A 14,946-nucleotide genomic window follows, 5' to 3' on the forward strand; every position below is an offset into this window, starting at 1 on the left:
ACGTAAAGTTACTCACCAGTTAGGCACGAAGGTGTTCCTACCTCGGCCCGACATTCTGATAGGGGGCCGCACAATCACCGTCCGCATCCACCGACGCATGTCGGACGAACAATGTTGGGCACCAACAGGTTCGCAAAAAAGGAGGGGACGATGGTTTCCTACATCGTCACGGGCGGAACCGGTTTTCTCGGGCGGCGCGTGGTCGCCGGGCTGCTGAACCGCGACAAGACCGCCGTGGTCCACGCGCTGGTGCGCGAGGCGTCGGTCGCCGAGCTGCGTGAGCTGGCACAGGACTGGGGCGCACCCGATCGGGTCTTCCCGTTGGTCGGCGATCTCACCGCGCCGGGACTCGGCCTGGCCGACGAGGCGCCCCGCGCCGATCACATCGCGCAACTCGGCGCGGTCTACGATATGACCGCCGACGAGGACAGCACCTACGCCGCCAATGTGGCGGGCACCCGCGCGGTCGTCGACCTGGCGCGCGAGCTGGGCGCGGTCCTGCACCACGTGTCCTCGGTGGCGGTCGCGGGCGATCACAAGGGCAAGTTCTTCGAGGACGATTTCGATCTGGGCCAGAACCTGGAATCGCCCTACCATCGCACCAAATTCGAGGCCGAGAGGCTGGTCCGCGAGAGCAAGGACCTGCGCTGGCGAGTGTACCGCCCGGCCATCGTGGTCGGCGATTCCCGCACCGGCGAGATGGACAAGATCGAAGGGCCGTACTACTTCTTCCCCGCCATCGCGGGTCTGGCCGCGCTGCCGTCCGAACTCCCGGTCCCCATGCCGGATCTGGGCGCGACCAATATCGTTCCGGTCGACTACGTCTCGGCCGCCATGGTCGAGCTCGTCAACAAGCCGGGGCTGATCGGCCGCACCTTCCACCTGACCAACCCGCGGCCGCAGCCCTTCACCGAGGTGTACGCCGCGCTGGCCCGCGCCGCGGGCGCGCCCACCGGTCTGGGCACCGTGCCCGGCAGCCACGCCGCCCTGAATCTGCTCGGCGGCATCCCCGGCGTCACCGCGGCGCGCGATTTCGTGCTGGAGCGCTTCGGCATTCCCGCCGAGGTGGCACCGCACACCGCCTTCGAATCGGAGTTCGCCTCCGATTTCACCCAGGCCCAGCTGCGCGGCGCGGGCATCGAGGTCCCGGCCTTCGACACCTACGCCCGAACCCTCTGGAACTACTGGCACGCCAACCTCGACCCCGACCGCGCCCGCCGCATCGAGGGCGAACCCCTCGAAGGCCGCATCGTCCTGGTCACCGGCGCCTCCTCCGGCATCGGCCTGGCCACCGCGCATGCCGTGGCCCGCCGCGGCGCGACCGTGCTCATGGTCGCCCGCACCCCCGAGGATCTGGAGGCCGCCGCCGCGGCGGTCCGTGCGGAAAGCGGCGCCGCCCAGGCGTACACGTGCGATATCACCGACGAGAAGTCGGTGGAGCTGCTCGTCAAGCAGGTCCTCGCGGATCACGATCACGTCGACTTCGTGGTCAACAATGCCGGTCGCTCCATCCGCCGCTCGGTGCTCAATTCCACCGACCGGATGCACGATTTCGAGCGCACCATGGCCGTGAACTACTTCGGTGCGGTGCGCTTGATCCTGGCCCTGCTGCCCTCCATGCGCGAGCGCCGTTTCGGCCACTTCGTGAACATCTCCTCCATCGCCGTGCAGACCAAGGTCCCGCGCTTCGCCGCCTATGTGGCGAGCAAGTCGGCCCTGGACAACTTCAGCGAGATCGCCGCGGTCGAGAACGCTGATGCCGGAATCACTTTCACCTCGGTGCGGATGCCCCTGGTGCGGACGCCCATGATCGCACCCACCGATCTGTACAAGTCCATTCCAGTGCACACCCCCGAGCAGGCCGCCGATATCGTCGTGCGCGCGCTGGAGCACCGCCCCAGCCGCATCGACACCCCCATCGGCACCTTCGCCCAGTTCGTCGATACGGTCATGCCGTCGGTGAAGCGCGCCATCCTGGCGCAGGGCTTCCGCATGTTCGGTGAGTCCAAGGCCGCCAAGCCGGTGAGCGCCGAGGCGGCGAGCGCCCCGGCCGAGACCGCCGCCAAGCCGGAGTCGCGCAGCCCGCTGCTGGCCCTGGCCCCGATCGTGCAGCCGCTCATGGGCATGCCCAGCCCGGCCGCCCGGATCACCAACAAGATCCCCGGCCTGCACTGGTAGCACACACGCAATTCGGCCCGGCGGGAATTCCCGCCGGGCCGAATTGTCTTGGGGCCGCGCCCATATGATCATTCGGGCTGCAGGGAGTGATCCGCTGACAGATCCCGCTTCGTTGGGGCCCCGCCCCTCCCCGGCTCAGATCCGATCCGCCGCGAAGTTCGCCGCCGCGACGAAGCTGTCGCCATAGGCCACGTGCGAGGCCGCATTCGTGCCCGCGCCGCACACCGGATCACCTCCGGTGCACCAGTTCCCGGTCCGCCCGGCGTACTCGCCCGGCACGCCTGCGCCCGCGGCCCGCATGGGATCGCCGAACAGCAGCACCGCGGAAATCCGCCAGCCGAGCTCACCCGGCATCTGCACCCGGCCCGGATACCAGCTCACGGTCCCGGTGCCCAGCGCCGCGTGAATGACCGCCGCGCCCTGCGAGTAGCCAATCAGAACGAAGCGCTGCCCGGGGCAGGCGGCGGCCTGATAGTTCATGTGCCCCAACAGATCCTGGGTTCCCGCGCCGAGATTGAAGCTGTGGTCGGCGGGATAGGCGACCGGGTACGCGCTCGTCGAGACGGGCAACCGGTCCTGCAACATGCCGTACAGCGGATTCCCGACCACATCGCCGAGCCATCCGGGTTCCCCGGTGCCCCGCACCGCTATCACATCCACATCGGCACACCAGTCCGCGCGGACCGTGGGTTGCGGGAAGAACACACTCGCCGCCACCAGTAGCGCGGCGAATACCCAAGCTGTACGCCAATTTACAGACAGCAACACCTTCCGGTCGCCCATTGTCCTCACCCTCTCACGCCGTTGTGAGAAGCCCGGTGACTCTTGTCAGTGACAAGTGACACTTCACCGGGCTATGTGACCCAAGGTAGGGAGACCGTCAGAGAGCGGCAACGAATTCTACTGGAGCGATATCCTTTTGATTCCCAACCGTATCCCATTCAAACTTGTTATCTACAAGCTACTTTGAGGCAACGACAAGGCATACGGGAGGTGTCGGAGCCCACCACAATCGGCGCGCAAAGTGGAACCCGTTCTCATAGGGTGTTGGTATGGAACGACTTACCGGGCTCGATGCGAGCTTCCTCTATCTCGAAACCGACACCCAACTCCTGCACGTGTGCGCGCTGCTCATCGTGGATCCCCCGGCGGACGGCGTGGAGTTCGAATTCGACAGATTCAAGGGCGAGCCGGGTCGGCGGCTACACCTGATTCCGGCCATGACCCGCCGCCTGCACACCGTGCCGTTCAATCTCGATCACCCGGTCTGGGTGCGGGATTCGGCCTTCGACCTCGACTATCACATTCGCCGCGTGGGCCTGCCCGCACCGGGCGACCGCGCCGCGCTGGCCGAGCTCACCGGCGATATCGCGGGCCGCCCGCTGGACCGCACCCGCCCGCTGTGGGAGATGTGGGTGGTGGAGGGCCTGCCGCACGGCAAGGTCGCCGTCATCTCCAAGTACCACCACGCCATCGTCGACGGCATTACCGGCACGAACATGATGATGCACCTGTGCGATGTCGAACCGGGCGTCTCCTACACCCCACCGGCCGAAACCCCCGTGGCCGAACCGGAACCCAATGATCTGCTGCTGGCCGCCGATGCCGTGGTGAAGTTCCCGGGCAAGCTGGGCATGTTCGGCATGGTGCCCAAGACCGTGGGCATCCTGGGCGGTCTGGTCCAGCGTCGCCGCGGCGAAAACGGCGGCCGCGGAATGCCTTTGCCGTTCACCGCCCCGCGCACCCCGTTCAATCGCGCAATCACCCCGCATCGCGGTGTCTCCTTCGTCCAGACCGATCTGGCCGATATCAAGGAGATAAAGTCGGCCTTCGGCGTCAAGGTCAACGACGCGGTGCTCGCCATAGTGGGCGGCGCGCTACGCAGCTATCTCGAATCACACGACGAGTTGCCCGAATCCTCGCTCATCGCCTCGGTTCCGGTCTCGGTGCACGACACCTCCCGGCACGCGGAGGGGACCAATAAGGTGTCCACCATCTTCGCGCGCCTGCACACCGATATCGAGGATCAGGTCGCGCGCCTGCTCGCCATTGCCGAGGACAATCGCGGCGCCAAGGAGGAGCACAATATGATCGGCGCGGACTTCCTCCAGGATTGGGCGAAGTACGCCCCGCCCAACACCTTTCAGCTCGCGGCGCGCGCGTATTCCTCGCTGAAGCTGGCCGAGCGCCATCCGGTGGTGCACAATCTGGTGGTCTCCAATGTCCCCGGGCCCAATTTCCCCATGTACTTCCTGAGCGTGCGGGTGGCCTCGATGTATCCGTTCGGCCCGGTCTTCCACGGCGCCGGTCTGACCGCCACGGTGATCTCCACCAACGGTCACCTGGATTTCGGGTTCATCGCCTGTAAGGAACTGGTCCCCGATGTGGATCGGATCGCCGACGCCATTCCCGAAGTCATCGTCGAACTGCTCAAGGCAGCTCGCGAACAGAACTGACCACCGCCGCACAGGCCTCAAGGAGCACCGGGACAAAGACGTCCGCCTCGAGTGCGCAGGCCGCGTGACCGGCCTTCGCGAGGAAAATCTCCGCTCCCGGAATCATTTTCGCCATTTCCAATTGCCGGTAGACGGGCAGCGCCCGATCCCGCGTGGTGATCACCACGGCCGTGGGCGCCTTCAGTGTCGCGAGCCATTCCGACGAATCGAACCGCCCGATCACGGCGAGCGCCTGCGTCAGCGCCCAGCCGCTCAGACTGCGCATCTCCCCCATAGCCCAGCGATCCATCCGCCCGACCGGCCACGAGGATTCCGGCAGCACGGGCAGTTTCGCCCAGCGCACCACCGCCCGCCGGTACACGGTCTCCGACATGGACGCCGCGACCGCGCCCCAGGCGCGATGGAAGGCCCGCTCCCGCCACTTCTCCTGGAAGCGATAGGTGGTGGCGCACAGCACGAGCCCGGCCACCCGATCCGGATGCCGGTGCGCGGTCAGCTGCGCGATGACCCCGCCCATGGAGTAGCCGACCAGGATCGGCCGCTCGATGCGGAGCACATCGGCGAGAGCGATCACATCGTCGGCCAGATCGTCGAGATCGAAACGCTCGGACTGTATTCCGCGCCCGTGCCAGCGCTGGTCGAACAGCACCACGCGGTACCGCTCGGTGAGCTCCCGCAAGGACGGGAACCAGTTCAGCATGGCCGTGGTGACCATTCCGTGCAGTAGCACCACGGTCGGGGCATTCGCCGACGGTCCCGGCAGGTCCACCACATAGGTACTGCCGCGCCCCGGCAGTTCGACCATGGATCCGGTCGGCACCTCGGTCAACCTGGAAATACGTTGCGACAGGCGACGCCCGCGCCGACTCGCGTCGGTGGGCGATTCCGCGGAAAGCTGCACACTGCGGTTCGTCATCGAATGGCCTCCCGGCGCACCGCCCCCAGCGGGCGAATTGGAACACGTTTCACTCGATGATGCCATAGCTCCGCCGGAAAGTTGCGCTACGGGCGAGTCACGAATCGCAGTGCCGCGGCCCGGGAATCACAGTGGTCACCACCATGACCGGCGGCGGCTCCGGTGTCGGCTCCGGGGGCCGGAGTTCCGGTATGGGATAGAGCCGGACGCCGGTGAAGCGCACCTCCCCGCCATCGAGGGTCACACCGCCGACCAGGACCTCGTGGCCGTACACATCGGTCACCAGGGCCGTGAACGGTCCGGGCCCCGCGCCCGAGACCGACCAGTAGTTGTCGTAGCCGCGCCGAAGCGGAATCCAATCCTCACCGCCGTCGGGCCGTAAGGACACCTGCCGCAAGGGATTACCATTGCCGGAGAACAACACCCCGATCCAGTCCGCCGAGGAACCCGGCTGCACGCGGTAGAACAGTTCCGGCGCGGGATTGGGATCGCGCACCTTGGTGATCCGAATGGGCGCGACCCCATCGGAGACGTGCGCGATCTCCTCGAAAGCGGCTCGGCTCAAATCGTATTGATGGGGACCGCATCCGGGACAGCGGTCCACGATCATGGCGCGCACGCTGCCGAGCGGGCCATCGATATCGACATAGGACCCGCACGCCGCCGAACCCTCGTACTCGTCGGTCGGGACGCCGATGTAATAGCCGTCGAGGGGCAATTCGGGCAGCGAGCACGCCACACCGGGCGTGAAGGCGTAGTACCGCGCCTCCCGGGTCTCCGAGGGCGGCTGCTCGATGGTTGAGAGCTGCTGCGGAGTAACCGAACTGGTTGTCGGCGCGGGGAGCGTCACCACCGTCGTGGTGTCCGGCGCGCTGCGGCAGGCCACCGTCGCCGGTCGCATCACCCAGGTCACCGCCCCCACGACCACCACTCCTGCCAGGGCCGTCCACAGCCACGGCCGACCGTTGCGGACCTCTTCGTGACCCGTGCGGTGCATGGGTGTTCCCCAACCTCCGAATGATGTTTGCTGCAACGATGCTGAATTATCTTCAGGAAAGCAGTCGGACCGGTCGTGCCGGGCTCGAATCGGAAACTCGGAGTGAAAGACTCGGCGTGTCGCCGGTGTGTCACGGATCCGGCACGGCCGGGCCTCGACCTAGAACGGGTGGGCGCCATGTTCCGTATGTCCTGGTACCCCTCGACATTCCAGGAGCGTCCCGCATGGCCGACCTCGCCCCCTTCTATCAGCAGGTGCAATCCCACTACGACCTGTCCGACGACTTCTACGCGCTGTTCCTCGACCCCTCCATGACCTACAGCTGCGCTTATTTCGCCCACCCGGACATGACGCTCGAACAGGCGCAGCAGGCCAAGATCGATCTCGCGCTCGGCAAGCTGCGGCTACAGCCGGGGATGACCGTGCTGGATATCGGATGCGGCTGGGGCGCGACCATGATCCGCGCCGCCCAGGATCGCGGCGTGCGCGTGGTCGGGCTGACACTGAGCCGCAATCAGTAGGACCATGCGCGCGAACGTATTCGGCGGCTCGGCCTGAGCGATATCGCCGAGGTGCGGTTGCAGGGCTGGGAGGAATACCACGGCGAGGTGGACCGGATCGTCAGCATCGGCGCGTTCGAGCACTTCCGCAAGGAGCGCTACGGCTAGTTCTTCACACGCTGCTACGACATGATGCCGACCGACGGGCGCATGCTGCTGCACACCATCATCGGCCATACCCTGGCCGAACTGCGGGCCCGGAACATCTCCCCCGGGCGGACGCGCTGTTCCACATCTTCATCAAGCAGGAGATCTTCCCGGGCGGGCAGCTGCCCCAGCCGCAGCTGGTGACCAGCCACGCCGCCCAGGCCGGATTCCATCTGCAGCGCATCCACGCGCTACGACCGCATTACGCCCGCACGCTCGATCACTGGGCGCGCGCCCTGGAGCGCCATCGTGCGGAAGCCGTGCGCCTGACCTCCGAGGAGATCTACGAGAGGTACATGAAATACCTCACCGGCTGTGCGCACTACTTCCGCGCGGGGCACCTCGACGTCATGCAGTTCACTTTGATCAAATAGCCGGAACCCGTTGCGCGGCAACGGCCAGCCGGGTGTCCTCGGTGACCAGATCGGCATTGATCTGCGCCCCCGCGAATGCGCCTGCCGCAGCGGAGTTTCCGACCTGCGCGGCGATCTCGGTGACATTACCGGCCGCCCAGACACCGGGTACCGCGGTGCGGCCCATGGCGTCGACGGGAATGTATTCGCCTATCCCACTGGGATGTTCGGACGGATCCAGGCCGAGCGCCGCCAGCAGCCCCGCCCGCGCCACCGCGCGGGTCTGGACGGCCAGCGTGTCCCGGCGCACCACCGTGCCGTCGGCCAGTCGCACACCGGCCAGCCGGTCGTGCTCGACCTCGACTGCGGTCACCTCGCCCGTCACCACCCGGATCCCGCGTGCGGCCAACTGCTCGGCCTGCTCACCGGACGGGGGTTCGGTGGCGTGGGTGAACAGCACGACGTCATCGCTCAGCTGCCGGAACAACAGCGCCTGGTGCACGGCCATCGGGCTCGTGGCGAGGACGCCGATGGCCCTGTCCCGGACCTCCCAACCGTGGCAGTACGGGCAGTGCAGCACATCGTGTCCCCAGCGCTCCCGCAATCCGGGAATATCGGGCAGCTCGTCGACCACGCCGGTCGCCACCAGCAATCGCCTGGCCCGGACGGGGCGGCCGTCGGCCAGGGCGACCGTGAATTCCGGTGTCCCGGACTCGTCCTCGTCGCGGGCCACCGCCACGACCTCGCCGTGCACCACATGTCCGCCGTACTGCCGCACCTCGGCGCGGCCGAGCGCGAACAGTTCCGTGGGCGGCATGCCCTCCCGGCCCAGCAGCCCGTGCACGCCCTCGGCCGGGGCATTGCGCGGCGCGCCCGCGTCGATCACCACCACCGACCGTCGCGAGCGGGCGAGCATGAGCGCCCCGTTCAGTCCGGCGGCGCCGCCGCCTATCACCACCACGTCATAGGTGTTCTGCAACTCCTCGGTCATCGTGACCACTTCCTCGCAACCCACCATGCCCAAGACTCGGTCAACCTGGCAATGCAATTTGCCGATCTGGCAAACTAGCGGGCATGGACGATATCGACGAGACACTCGACGCGGTCGGCCCGCGACTGCGCGCGCTGCGGAAACAACGCCAGACCACCCTGGCGGATCTGTCGGCCGCGACGGGCATTTCGGTGAGCACGCTGTCCCGCCTCGAATCCGGTTCCCGGCGACCGACTCTCGAACAGCTCCTGCCCTTGGCCCGCGCGCACGGCGTGACGCTCGACGAACTGGTCGACGCGCCGCTCACGGGCGACCCGCGGGTGCATCTGCGCCCGATCAAGCACAACCACATGACCATGGTCCCGCTGACCCGCCGGGCGGGCGGTATCCAGGCCTACAAGATGGTCATTCCGGCCCGGAGCAGGCACCAGGAACCGGATCCGAAGGTGCACGAGGGCTACGAGTGGATGTATGTGCTCAATGGCCGACTCCGGATCGTTCTGGGCGAGCACGATTTCATCCTCGCGCCGGGCGAGGCGGCCGAATTCGACACCCACATTCCGCACTGGTTCGGCGCGGCCGACAATGAGCCGGTCGAATTCCTCAGCCTCTTCGGCAAACAGGGCGAACGCGCGCATGTGCGAGCGCAGCCGAAGAAGAGCTGACCGCGATCACGGCACCAGCACCGCCGCCCCCGCGAACCGCCCGTGCGCCAGATCGGCCAGCGCCCGATCCGCGGCATCGAGCGGATACGGATGCACGGTGACCTCGATCCGATGCCTGCCCGCGAAGGCCAGGAACTCCCGCGCATCCTCCCGGGTATTGGCGGTCACCGAGCGAATCTCCCGCTCCTGGAACAGATGCCGCTGATAGTTCAACACGGGAATGTCGGACAGATGGATTCCGGCAACGGCCAGGATCCCGCCGCGATCCAGCGCCGCCAGGGCGGGCAACACCAACTCGCCCACCGGCGCGAGCAGAATCGCCGCATCCAACGGCACCGGCGGCCGATCCGCCGCCCCCTGCACCGAGGCCGCCCCCAGCTTCGCCGCCAGTGCCCGAGCCTGCGGATCCCGGGTCATCACATGCACTTCCGCCCCCTCGGCCAACGCCACCTGCGCCGCGATATGCGCACTCCCGCCGAACCCGTAGATCCCCAACCGCCCACCCTCCGGCAGGCTCGTCCGCCGCAACGCCCGATACCCGATGATCCCCGCACACAACAGCGGCGCCAGTTCCACATCGGCATACCCCGCGGGCAGCGGTAGTGCGTAATCCGCAGGCACCGTGGCGAATTCGGCATACCCACCATCGGCATCCCAGCCGGTATACCGCGATTCGGGGCAGAGATTCTCCGCCCCGCGCACACAGAACCGGCACACCCCGCACGTATGCCGCAACCACGCGATACCGACCCGATCGCCAAGGCCGAACTCCGCGCCCGCCCCGTCCCCCACCGCGACAACCTCCCCCACCACCTCGTGCCCGGGCGTCACGCCCACCCGATGCACCGGCAGATCCCCTTCCGCCACATGCAGATCCGTCCGGCACACCCCACACGCCAGCACCCGTACGAGCAACTCCCCCACCCCGGCGACAGGCACGTCCCCGGCCTCCCACCGCATCGGCCCCGCATCGATCCGCCCCGGCTCCCGTACCCGCCACGCCATCATCACCGACTCCTGTTCAGAAGGCCACTACCCCAGGTAGGGCACGGAGCGCTGCTCGGAGTGATGCTGCAGCCTGAGCCGGACGGTGGGGTGCACCGGTAATTCTGTAAGTTCATCCAAGCTCAGGAACCGAACAGCGGTTGATTCGTCGCTCACCCGGATGCTTCCACCAATGGCCTTACCGTAATACGTGATGGCGAACTCTTGCCGTATCTCACAGTCGGCGTACTCGATGACATGCTCTGGATCGGTGTAGATACCGAGCAGACCGGTGATCTCGATGTCCAGACCAGTCTCTTCCTTGGTCTCACGGATCACACACTGCTCCAGCGTCTCGCCGATCTCCATGATCCCCCCGGGGAGCGACCAGTTCCCGGAGTCGCCACGGCGCTGCATCAGGATCGCACCATGATCATCCGCAACCAGCGCCGACCCACCGGGCACCAAACTGTTCGCCTTCGGCGCATTCGGGTCTTTGTAGTAGTCACGCCGTGAGCCCATCGGCAAATCCTTGCGTCGTCGTGTACGGAGTCGCTGTTCCCCAGATTTGTTCGAACTGGTCAGCGAAGGATTCGAATATCCCGTACGGCGACAATCGCCGCAGGTACAGCGCGGTGTGTTGGTAGCCCCTGGCACGAAACAGGTAGGGGGTAACGATCATGTCGGAGTGGGCAGAGTTCCACCCATCTGCTCGAGCATGTCCCTCTCCATGACGTGATCACAGTCGGGATCAGCGAACCCCAGCCGCACTACGCACCCGGCTCGCCTTGTGTACCAACGAGATCCAGAGATCGTTGGGTATCTCCGCCCGGTGCGCATAAGCCGCCGCGAACTCTGCGGTAGCAGGTGCCCCTGCTTGCATGTCCGGTCGAGCCGACGGCCACAACGATTCCTCGGTCTCACCGAGGGCCGCAGCCACCTCGAGCCGTGTCCTGCGATGCGGTACGCGCCCGGCCAGCCAACGGTTCACGGTCTTCACATCGACATGAACTCGTGCCGCCAAGCCTGCGGAGTCGAGTCCGGCCCGGAGCATCGCTGACTCGAGGCGCTGGGTCATACCTGAACCCTACGGGGCATTTCGTGGACATGGAGGACGTTTGCAGTGTCCCGCAAAGCGTCCTTGACACAGTTCAAGCGTCCGCTGCAGGTCCCTACGTTTGATTTCCGAGCCGCCATACCTCGACGACAGGGGCTGATGTGAGCGACAAAGCGCATAACCGGCACAAGGCGATCATCTACATATATCGGCCATTGCTGACCAGCAAGGCGGATCTGGACTGGGCTGAGTTCTACGCGCGGCAACGGGCCGAGGCGCTGGACCTGCGAGTTGCCAGCGTCCTGGTCACGGACAACTCCAACCAGGACCGCACAGGGATGCTGTATCGACTGGCCCGACACGTTGATTCGGCGTACGTGATCACACCAGACCTGATCCATATCGGCGGAAATGCAAGGCGAGTGACCGCTTTCGCCGAGCCGCTGACGGTGAACCCTCAGAGACGTTACCGGTGGCGGCTCAGAGTTTCCGCTCGAGAACTGAGCGAGGCCCTCGAGCTGTCCCGGGACCACTGTAGCGGCGACCGCGGCGCCGACCGATCTGATTGTAAGCGCCTCGACGACATAGAGTTCCGGTCGTGACCGCTCACGAGTATCTTTCGGGCCTGTTCTCGCTGGAGGGCAAGGTTGCCCTTGTCACCGGTGGCAGCTCCGGAATCGGGAAAGCAATTGCCACTGCGCTGGGGCGGGCGGGCGCGCAGGTCATTATCGTGGCGCGGGACAAGGACCGCCTCGCCGAGACGACTCTCGAGCTGCGGGGCAACGGGTGCGAAGTTCGGTGGATCGCCGCGGATCTCGGCGAGCGGGACGCGGTGGCCGAGGTCGCGGGCGAGGCTCGGGAGGTGTGGGGGCGAGGGCCGGATATTCTCGTGAACTGCGCCGGGGTGAATCTGCGGCCGCCGGTGGATGGGCTCGCAGAGGTGTGGGATGCGACGATGGCCGTGAATCTGGTTGCGCCGTTTCTGCTCGGGCAGGCGTTCGGGCCGGAGATGGCGGGGCGGGGTTACGGGCGGATCATTCACATCAGCTCGCAGCAGCCGCATCGGGCCTTCGCGAACAGTGGGGCCTACGGGGTTTCGAAGGGGGCGCTGGAGTCACTGGCGCGGTCGCAGGCGGAGGCGTGGTCACCGTACGGGGTCACCTGCAATACGCTGGTGCCGGGATTCGTGCCGACGGCGTTGAATACCCGATTGTCTTCGGACCCCGAGCAAGTCGCGGCGCTGGCGGCGCGGACGCTTGTCGGGCGCAATGGGCGGGTCGACGACTTCGCCGGTGCGGCAGTGTTCCTCGCGAGTCCGGCGGCCGGATACATTACCGGCCAGTCGATCTTCGTGGACGGCGGGTTCTCCGCGCACTGACGCCTCGCCACGATCAAGAATTCTCCGCACGCAGCTGCGCGAGGACGGCGGCCGTCGCCGTCGCGGTGACCTCCTCGACCCAGTCCGGAATGGGTTGCGCACCAGCGATGTACTGGCGGACCAGGCCGTAGGGGATCGCTTTGACGGCGGCCGCGGCAATGGCCATGCGCCGCTCGTCGGCGGCCCCGAACTCCGCGGCGACGGCGGCGCACAGCGCGTCGTTCATGCGGTCGTTGACCGTGGCGATCTCGGCGCGCAGCGCATCGGAGCCCACGTCGAGCAGTTCGTCATGCCGGAACATCTTCATGGCCCTGGCTTCGGTGGGGTGTGTTCGGCAGTAGCGGATCAGGTACGTCGCGGCGGCGAGCAGCGGATCGTCCCCGGACAGGGCGGCGATGAGCCCGAGGTGGAAGCGCTGGATCGAGCGCAGCCACAAGCGCGCGAGCAGCTCGTCGACGGAGGCGAAGCGCACGTAGATCGAGCCCGTGTGGACACCGGAGGCGGCGCCGATGGCCGCGATGGTCGGCCGGTTCGTCGCGGGATCGGCGAGCAGATCGCGTGCCGCGTCGAGGATCTGGTCATCGCTGAAGCGTCGGGGTCTTGCCACGCGGGATAGCCTAGGGCAATGTTTAGGAATATGTATTCAAAAACGCGTTCCCCGTGTCCGGGGTGCTGCTCACCCTCATCGGCGCGCTGCACACCGCACTCGGCGCTGTCGTGTGGGCGTCCGGTCGGGAGACCTTGGAGCTCTCCTTCTGGTTCACCGCGTTCGGAGTCGTCGCCATGGGCTTCGGTATCGCCGTGATCGAAGTGGAGCGGGCGCGCGGCCATATCCCCGCGTCGATCCTCGCGGCGATCGTCGCACTCACCGTGTTCGGCCTCATCGTCGAACCCGTCTCCGGGTTCCTGACCGTCCTGATCCCGTTGGCTCTCGGGATTCGCGGATGGCTCCGCAATCGCCGGGCCGCGGTCGCGGCGTGACCACGGCGGCTGCTCAGGGCTGTGCGGCGCCCAGGGCCGAGGCCAGGAAGCCGGTCAGCTGGGTGCGGACACGGTCCCTGCCGAGCCCCTCCGCGCCGTCGCGCAGCGCGGAGAACAACGCCGACACCAGGATCGAGAGCAGGAATTCACCGGCGATACCGACATCCAGATTGGGGTCGAGGTAGCCGTGGCGCATGCTCTGGGAGACCTGGTCGATGGCTTGCATACCGTAGCGGCGGGCGTTCCGCAGGCAGCGGTCGATCACGGCGTCGTCGATCGAAGAGGCTTCCAGGAGCAGGAAATTCACCAGGCCCGGTTCGGTGGCGACCAGGTCGAAACAGCGATCGATGACGCGGGCGTAGCGCGCGGAGAACGCGGCGAGGGTGGTCGGGACGTCATCGCCTTCGGGGCCGAGCAGACTGTCGAGAATGCGGTCGAAGCAGTGATCGATGACGGCGCCGAGAATGTCGCGTTTGTTGTCGAAGTAGTTGTAGAAGGTGCCGTGGCTGACGCCCGCGGCGGTGGCGATGTCGTCGACGCTGATGGTGCGGAAGCCACGGATCATGACCAGTCCGTACGCGGCGGCGATGAGGTCGGCGCGGCGCTGTTCCAGGCGGGCGGCGCGGCGGGTGCGGGCGGCGGTATCGGTCACGAGGCGACGCTCGGCAGGCGCAGCGCTTTCTCCAGCAATTGCAGGAGGGTGGCGGTGGTGTGGCGGCGCTCGCGCGGATCGCTCACGCCGTGCAGCTGCCGCAGCAGGCCCGGGCCGACCATCATGACAATGGTGTGCGAGACCACCTCGGTGTCGAGGTCGGGACGGATCCAGCCCGCCTCCACTCCGCGGCTCAGTTCGGCGGCCACCAGGGCGGCCGTGATGGCCTCCAGACCCAGCAGCCGTTGTGCCAGTTCGGGATCGATGGCCGCGGCCTCCACCAGCAGCAGCCGCAGCAACTGCGGCTCCCGCTCGACGAGATCGTAGACGCGATCCGCCGCCGCGCGCACCGCCTCCGTGAGGCCGCCGACACCGGTCGCGGTGCCGAGCAATTCGGGTAGCCGCACGGAATCCATGACCTTCTCTATACCGAAATCGATGACGTGTTCCAGGATTTCGCGTTTACTGCCGAAATACCGGTACACCGTGCCCTGCCCGATCCCGGCGCGCGCGGCCACCTCGGAGATGGCGGTGGCCGCATAGCCCTGTGCGGTGAACACCTCGTAGGCGGCTTCGACCATCTGCCGACGCCGCCGCAGCGGAAGCTCGTGCTGCGGCGGCCGGCCTGTGC

The 14,946-nt window shown here is 66.8% G+C and carries 16 protein-coding genes and 1 pseudogene; 8 read left to right on the top strand and 9 right to left on the bottom strand.

Features of this window, described 5'->3' with window-relative positions; all coding sequences use genetic code 11:
• The first annotated feature begins 150 nt into the window (after positions 1 to 150).
• Positions 151 to 2,178, top strand: coding sequence for an SDR family oxidoreductase (locus tag NC4_RS23810; protein WP_067542144.1), 2,028 nt, complete (start codon positions 151 to 153; stop codon positions 2,176 to 2,178).
• A 135-nt stretch (positions 2,179 to 2,313) separates the two neighbouring features.
• Here the strand turns inward: NC4_RS23810 and NC4_RS23815 are convergent, their stop codons facing one another.
• A complete protein-coding gene (locus tag NC4_RS23815) occupies positions 2,314 to 2,961 on the bottom strand; it encodes a cutinase family protein (RefSeq protein ID WP_067542147.1) in 648 nt (215 codons plus the stop codon).
• A 269-nt stretch (positions 2,962 to 3,230) separates the two neighbouring features.
• Here NC4_RS23815 and NC4_RS23820 point away from each other — a divergent pair, with 269 nt between their 5' ends.
• The gene (locus NC4_RS23820; RefSeq protein WP_067542150.1) at positions 3,231 to 4,634 is read left to right on the top strand and encodes a WS/DGAT/MGAT family O-acyltransferase; all 1,404 of its coding nucleotides are present in this window, start codon (positions 3,231 to 3,233) and stop codon (positions 4,632 to 4,634) included.
• Here the strand turns inward: NC4_RS23820 and NC4_RS23825 are convergent.
• A complete protein-coding gene (locus NC4_RS23825) occupies positions 4,609 to 5,550 on the bottom strand; it encodes an alpha/beta fold hydrolase (RefSeq protein ID WP_084529714.1) in 942 nt (313 codons plus the stop codon). The two genes, NC4_RS23820 and NC4_RS23825, sit on opposite strands and share 26 nt — an antisense overlap.
• Positions 5,551 to 5,647: 97 nt before the next feature.
• Positions 5,648 to 6,547, bottom strand: coding sequence for an expansin EXLX1 family cellulose-binding protein (locus NC4_RS23830; RefSeq protein ID WP_067542153.1), 900 nt, complete (start codon positions 6,545 to 6,547; stop codon positions 5,648 to 5,650).
• Positions 6,548 to 6,771: 224 nt separating this feature from the next.
• On the opposite strand from NC4_RS23830, the pseudogene NC4_RS44080 reads away from it, so the two are divergent.
• Together NC4_RS44080 and NC4_RS44085 are read left to right on the top strand one after the other, a co-directional pair.
• Positions 6,772 to 7,215: pseudogene (locus NC4_RS44080) on the top strand (class I SAM-dependent methyltransferase).
• Positions 7,216 to 7,226: 11 nt separating this feature from the next.
• Positions 7,227 to 7,628 carry a class I SAM-dependent methyltransferase gene (locus tag NC4_RS44085; protein WP_281186391.1) on the top strand — a complete coding sequence of 134 codons (402 nt, stop codon included), beginning with the start codon at positions 7,227 to 7,229 and terminating at the stop codon, positions 7,626 to 7,628.
• Here the strand turns inward: NC4_RS44085 and NC4_RS23840 are convergent.
• The gene (locus tag NC4_RS23840) at positions 7,621 to 8,598 is read right to left on the bottom strand and encodes an NAD(P)/FAD-dependent oxidoreductase (RefSeq protein ID WP_174566884.1); all 978 of its coding nucleotides are present in this window, start codon (positions 8,596 to 8,598) and stop codon (positions 7,621 to 7,623) included. The genes NC4_RS44085 and NC4_RS23840 overlap by 8 nt on opposite strands.
• 83 nt (positions 8,599 to 8,681) lie before the next feature.
• Between NC4_RS23840 and NC4_RS23845 the strand changes: the two genes are divergently transcribed.
• Complete coding sequence (locus NC4_RS23845) at positions 8,682 to 9,263, top strand: helix-turn-helix domain-containing protein (RefSeq protein WP_067542159.1); 582 nt, start codon at positions 8,682 to 8,684, stop codon at positions 9,261 to 9,263.
• A gap of 6 nt (positions 9,264 to 9,269) precedes the next feature.
• Here NC4_RS23845 and NC4_RS23850 read toward each other — a convergent pair whose 3' ends face one another.
• A complete protein-coding gene (locus NC4_RS23850; protein WP_067542163.1) occupies positions 9,270 to 10,271 on the bottom strand; it encodes a zinc-binding alcohol dehydrogenase family protein in 1,002 nt (333 codons plus the stop codon).
• Positions 10,272 to 10,295: 24 nt separating this feature from the next.
• Positions 10,296 to 10,769, bottom strand: coding sequence for an NUDIX domain-containing protein (locus NC4_RS23855; RefSeq protein WP_067542166.1), 474 nt, complete (start codon positions 10,767 to 10,769; stop codon positions 10,296 to 10,298).
• 696 nt (positions 10,770 to 11,465) lie between these two features.
• Between NC4_RS23855 and NC4_RS23865 the strand changes: the two genes are divergently transcribed.
• On the top strand, positions 11,466 to 11,906 hold the full coding sequence (locus tag NC4_RS23865; RefSeq protein WP_067542168.1) for a hypothetical protein: 441 nt from the start codon (positions 11,466 to 11,468) through the stop codon (positions 11,904 to 11,906).
• Positions 11,903 to 12,682: an SDR family NAD(P)-dependent oxidoreductase gene (locus NC4_RS23870; RefSeq protein ID WP_067542171.1), complete on the top strand. Its 780-nt coding sequence runs from the start codon at positions 11,903 to 11,905 to the stop codon at positions 12,680 to 12,682. Before NC4_RS23865 ends, NC4_RS23870 begins: the two co-directional genes overlap by 4 nt.
• 13 nt (positions 12,683 to 12,695) lie before the next feature.
• On the opposite strand, the gene NC4_RS23875 is transcribed toward NC4_RS23870, so the two are convergent.
• The gene (locus NC4_RS23875; protein WP_067542174.1) at positions 12,696 to 13,289 is read right to left on the bottom strand and encodes a TetR/AcrR family transcriptional regulator; all 594 of its coding nucleotides are present in this window, start codon (positions 13,287 to 13,289) and stop codon (positions 12,696 to 12,698) included.
• A gap of 53 nt (positions 13,290 to 13,342) precedes the next feature.
• Between NC4_RS23875 and NC4_RS23880 the strand changes: the two genes are divergently transcribed.
• Entirely contained in the window at positions 13,343 to 13,663 is a 321-nt protein-coding gene (locus tag NC4_RS23880; RefSeq protein WP_067542177.1) for a DUF6463 family protein, read from the top strand.
• A 13-nt stretch (positions 13,664 to 13,676) separates the two neighbouring features.
• Here the strand turns inward: NC4_RS23880 and NC4_RS23885 are convergent, their stop codons facing one another.
• Both NC4_RS23885 and NC4_RS23890 read right to left on the bottom strand, forming a co-directional pair.
• Positions 13,677 to 14,315 (bottom strand): TetR/AcrR family transcriptional regulator, encoded by a 639-nt coding sequence (locus NC4_RS23885; protein WP_067542181.1) that lies wholly within the window; start codon positions 14,313 to 14,315, stop codon positions 13,677 to 13,679.
• Positions 14,312 to 14,896, bottom strand: a complete 585-nt coding sequence (locus NC4_RS23890; protein WP_067542184.1) for a TetR/AcrR family transcriptional regulator — start codon at positions 14,894 to 14,896, stop codon at positions 14,312 to 14,314. Before NC4_RS23890 ends, NC4_RS23885 begins: the two co-directional genes overlap by 4 nt.
• Positions 14,897 to 14,946 lie beyond the last annotated feature (50 nt).

Source organism: Nocardia crassostreae, from assembly GCF_001613405.1.
GTDB lineage: Bacteria > Actinomycetota > Actinomycetes > Mycobacteriales > Mycobacteriaceae > Nocardia > Nocardia crassostreae.

What these genes read in the sequence shown, in the direction of transcription:
- NC4_RS23830 (WP_067542153.1), bottom strand. Translation starts at nt 6,547, where the DNA reads ATGCACCGCACGGGTCACGAAGAGGTCCGCAACGGTCGGCCGTGGCTG.
- NC4_RS23850 (WP_067542163.1), bottom strand. Translation starts at nt 10,271, where the DNA reads ATGATGGCGTGGCGGGTACGGGAGCCGGGGCGGATCGATGCGGGGCCG.
- NC4_RS23845 (WP_067542159.1), top strand. Translation starts at nt 8,682, where the DNA reads ATGGACGATATCGACGAGACACTCGACGCGGTCGGCCCGCGACTGCGC.
- NC4_RS23815 (WP_067542147.1), bottom strand. Translation starts at nt 2,961, where the DNA reads ATGGGCGACCGGAAGGTGTTGCTGTCTGTAAATTGGCGTACAGCTTGG.
- NC4_RS23825 (WP_084529714.1), bottom strand. Translation starts at nt 5,550, where the DNA reads ATGACGAACCGCAGTGTGCAGCTTTCCGCGGAATCGCCCACCGACGCG.
- NC4_RS23820 (WP_067542150.1), top strand. Translation starts at nt 3,231, where the DNA reads ATGGAACGACTTACCGGGCTCGATGCGAGCTTCCTCTATCTCGAAACC.
- NC4_RS23855 (WP_067542166.1), bottom strand. Translation starts at nt 10,769, where the DNA reads ATGGGCTCACGGCGTGACTACTACAAAGACCCGAATGCGCCGAAGGCG.
- NC4_RS23890 (WP_067542184.1), bottom strand. Translation starts at nt 14,896, where the DNA reads ATGGTCGAAGCCGCCTACGAGGTGTTCACCGCACAGGGCTATGCGGCC.
- NC4_RS23840 (WP_174566884.1), bottom strand. Translation starts at nt 8,598, where the DNA reads ATGACCGAGGAGTTGCAGAACACCTATGACGTGGTGGTGATAGGCGGC.
- NC4_RS23810 (WP_067542144.1), top strand. Translation starts at nt 151, where the DNA reads ATGGTTTCCTACATCGTCACGGGCGGAACCGGTTTTCTCGGGCGGCGC.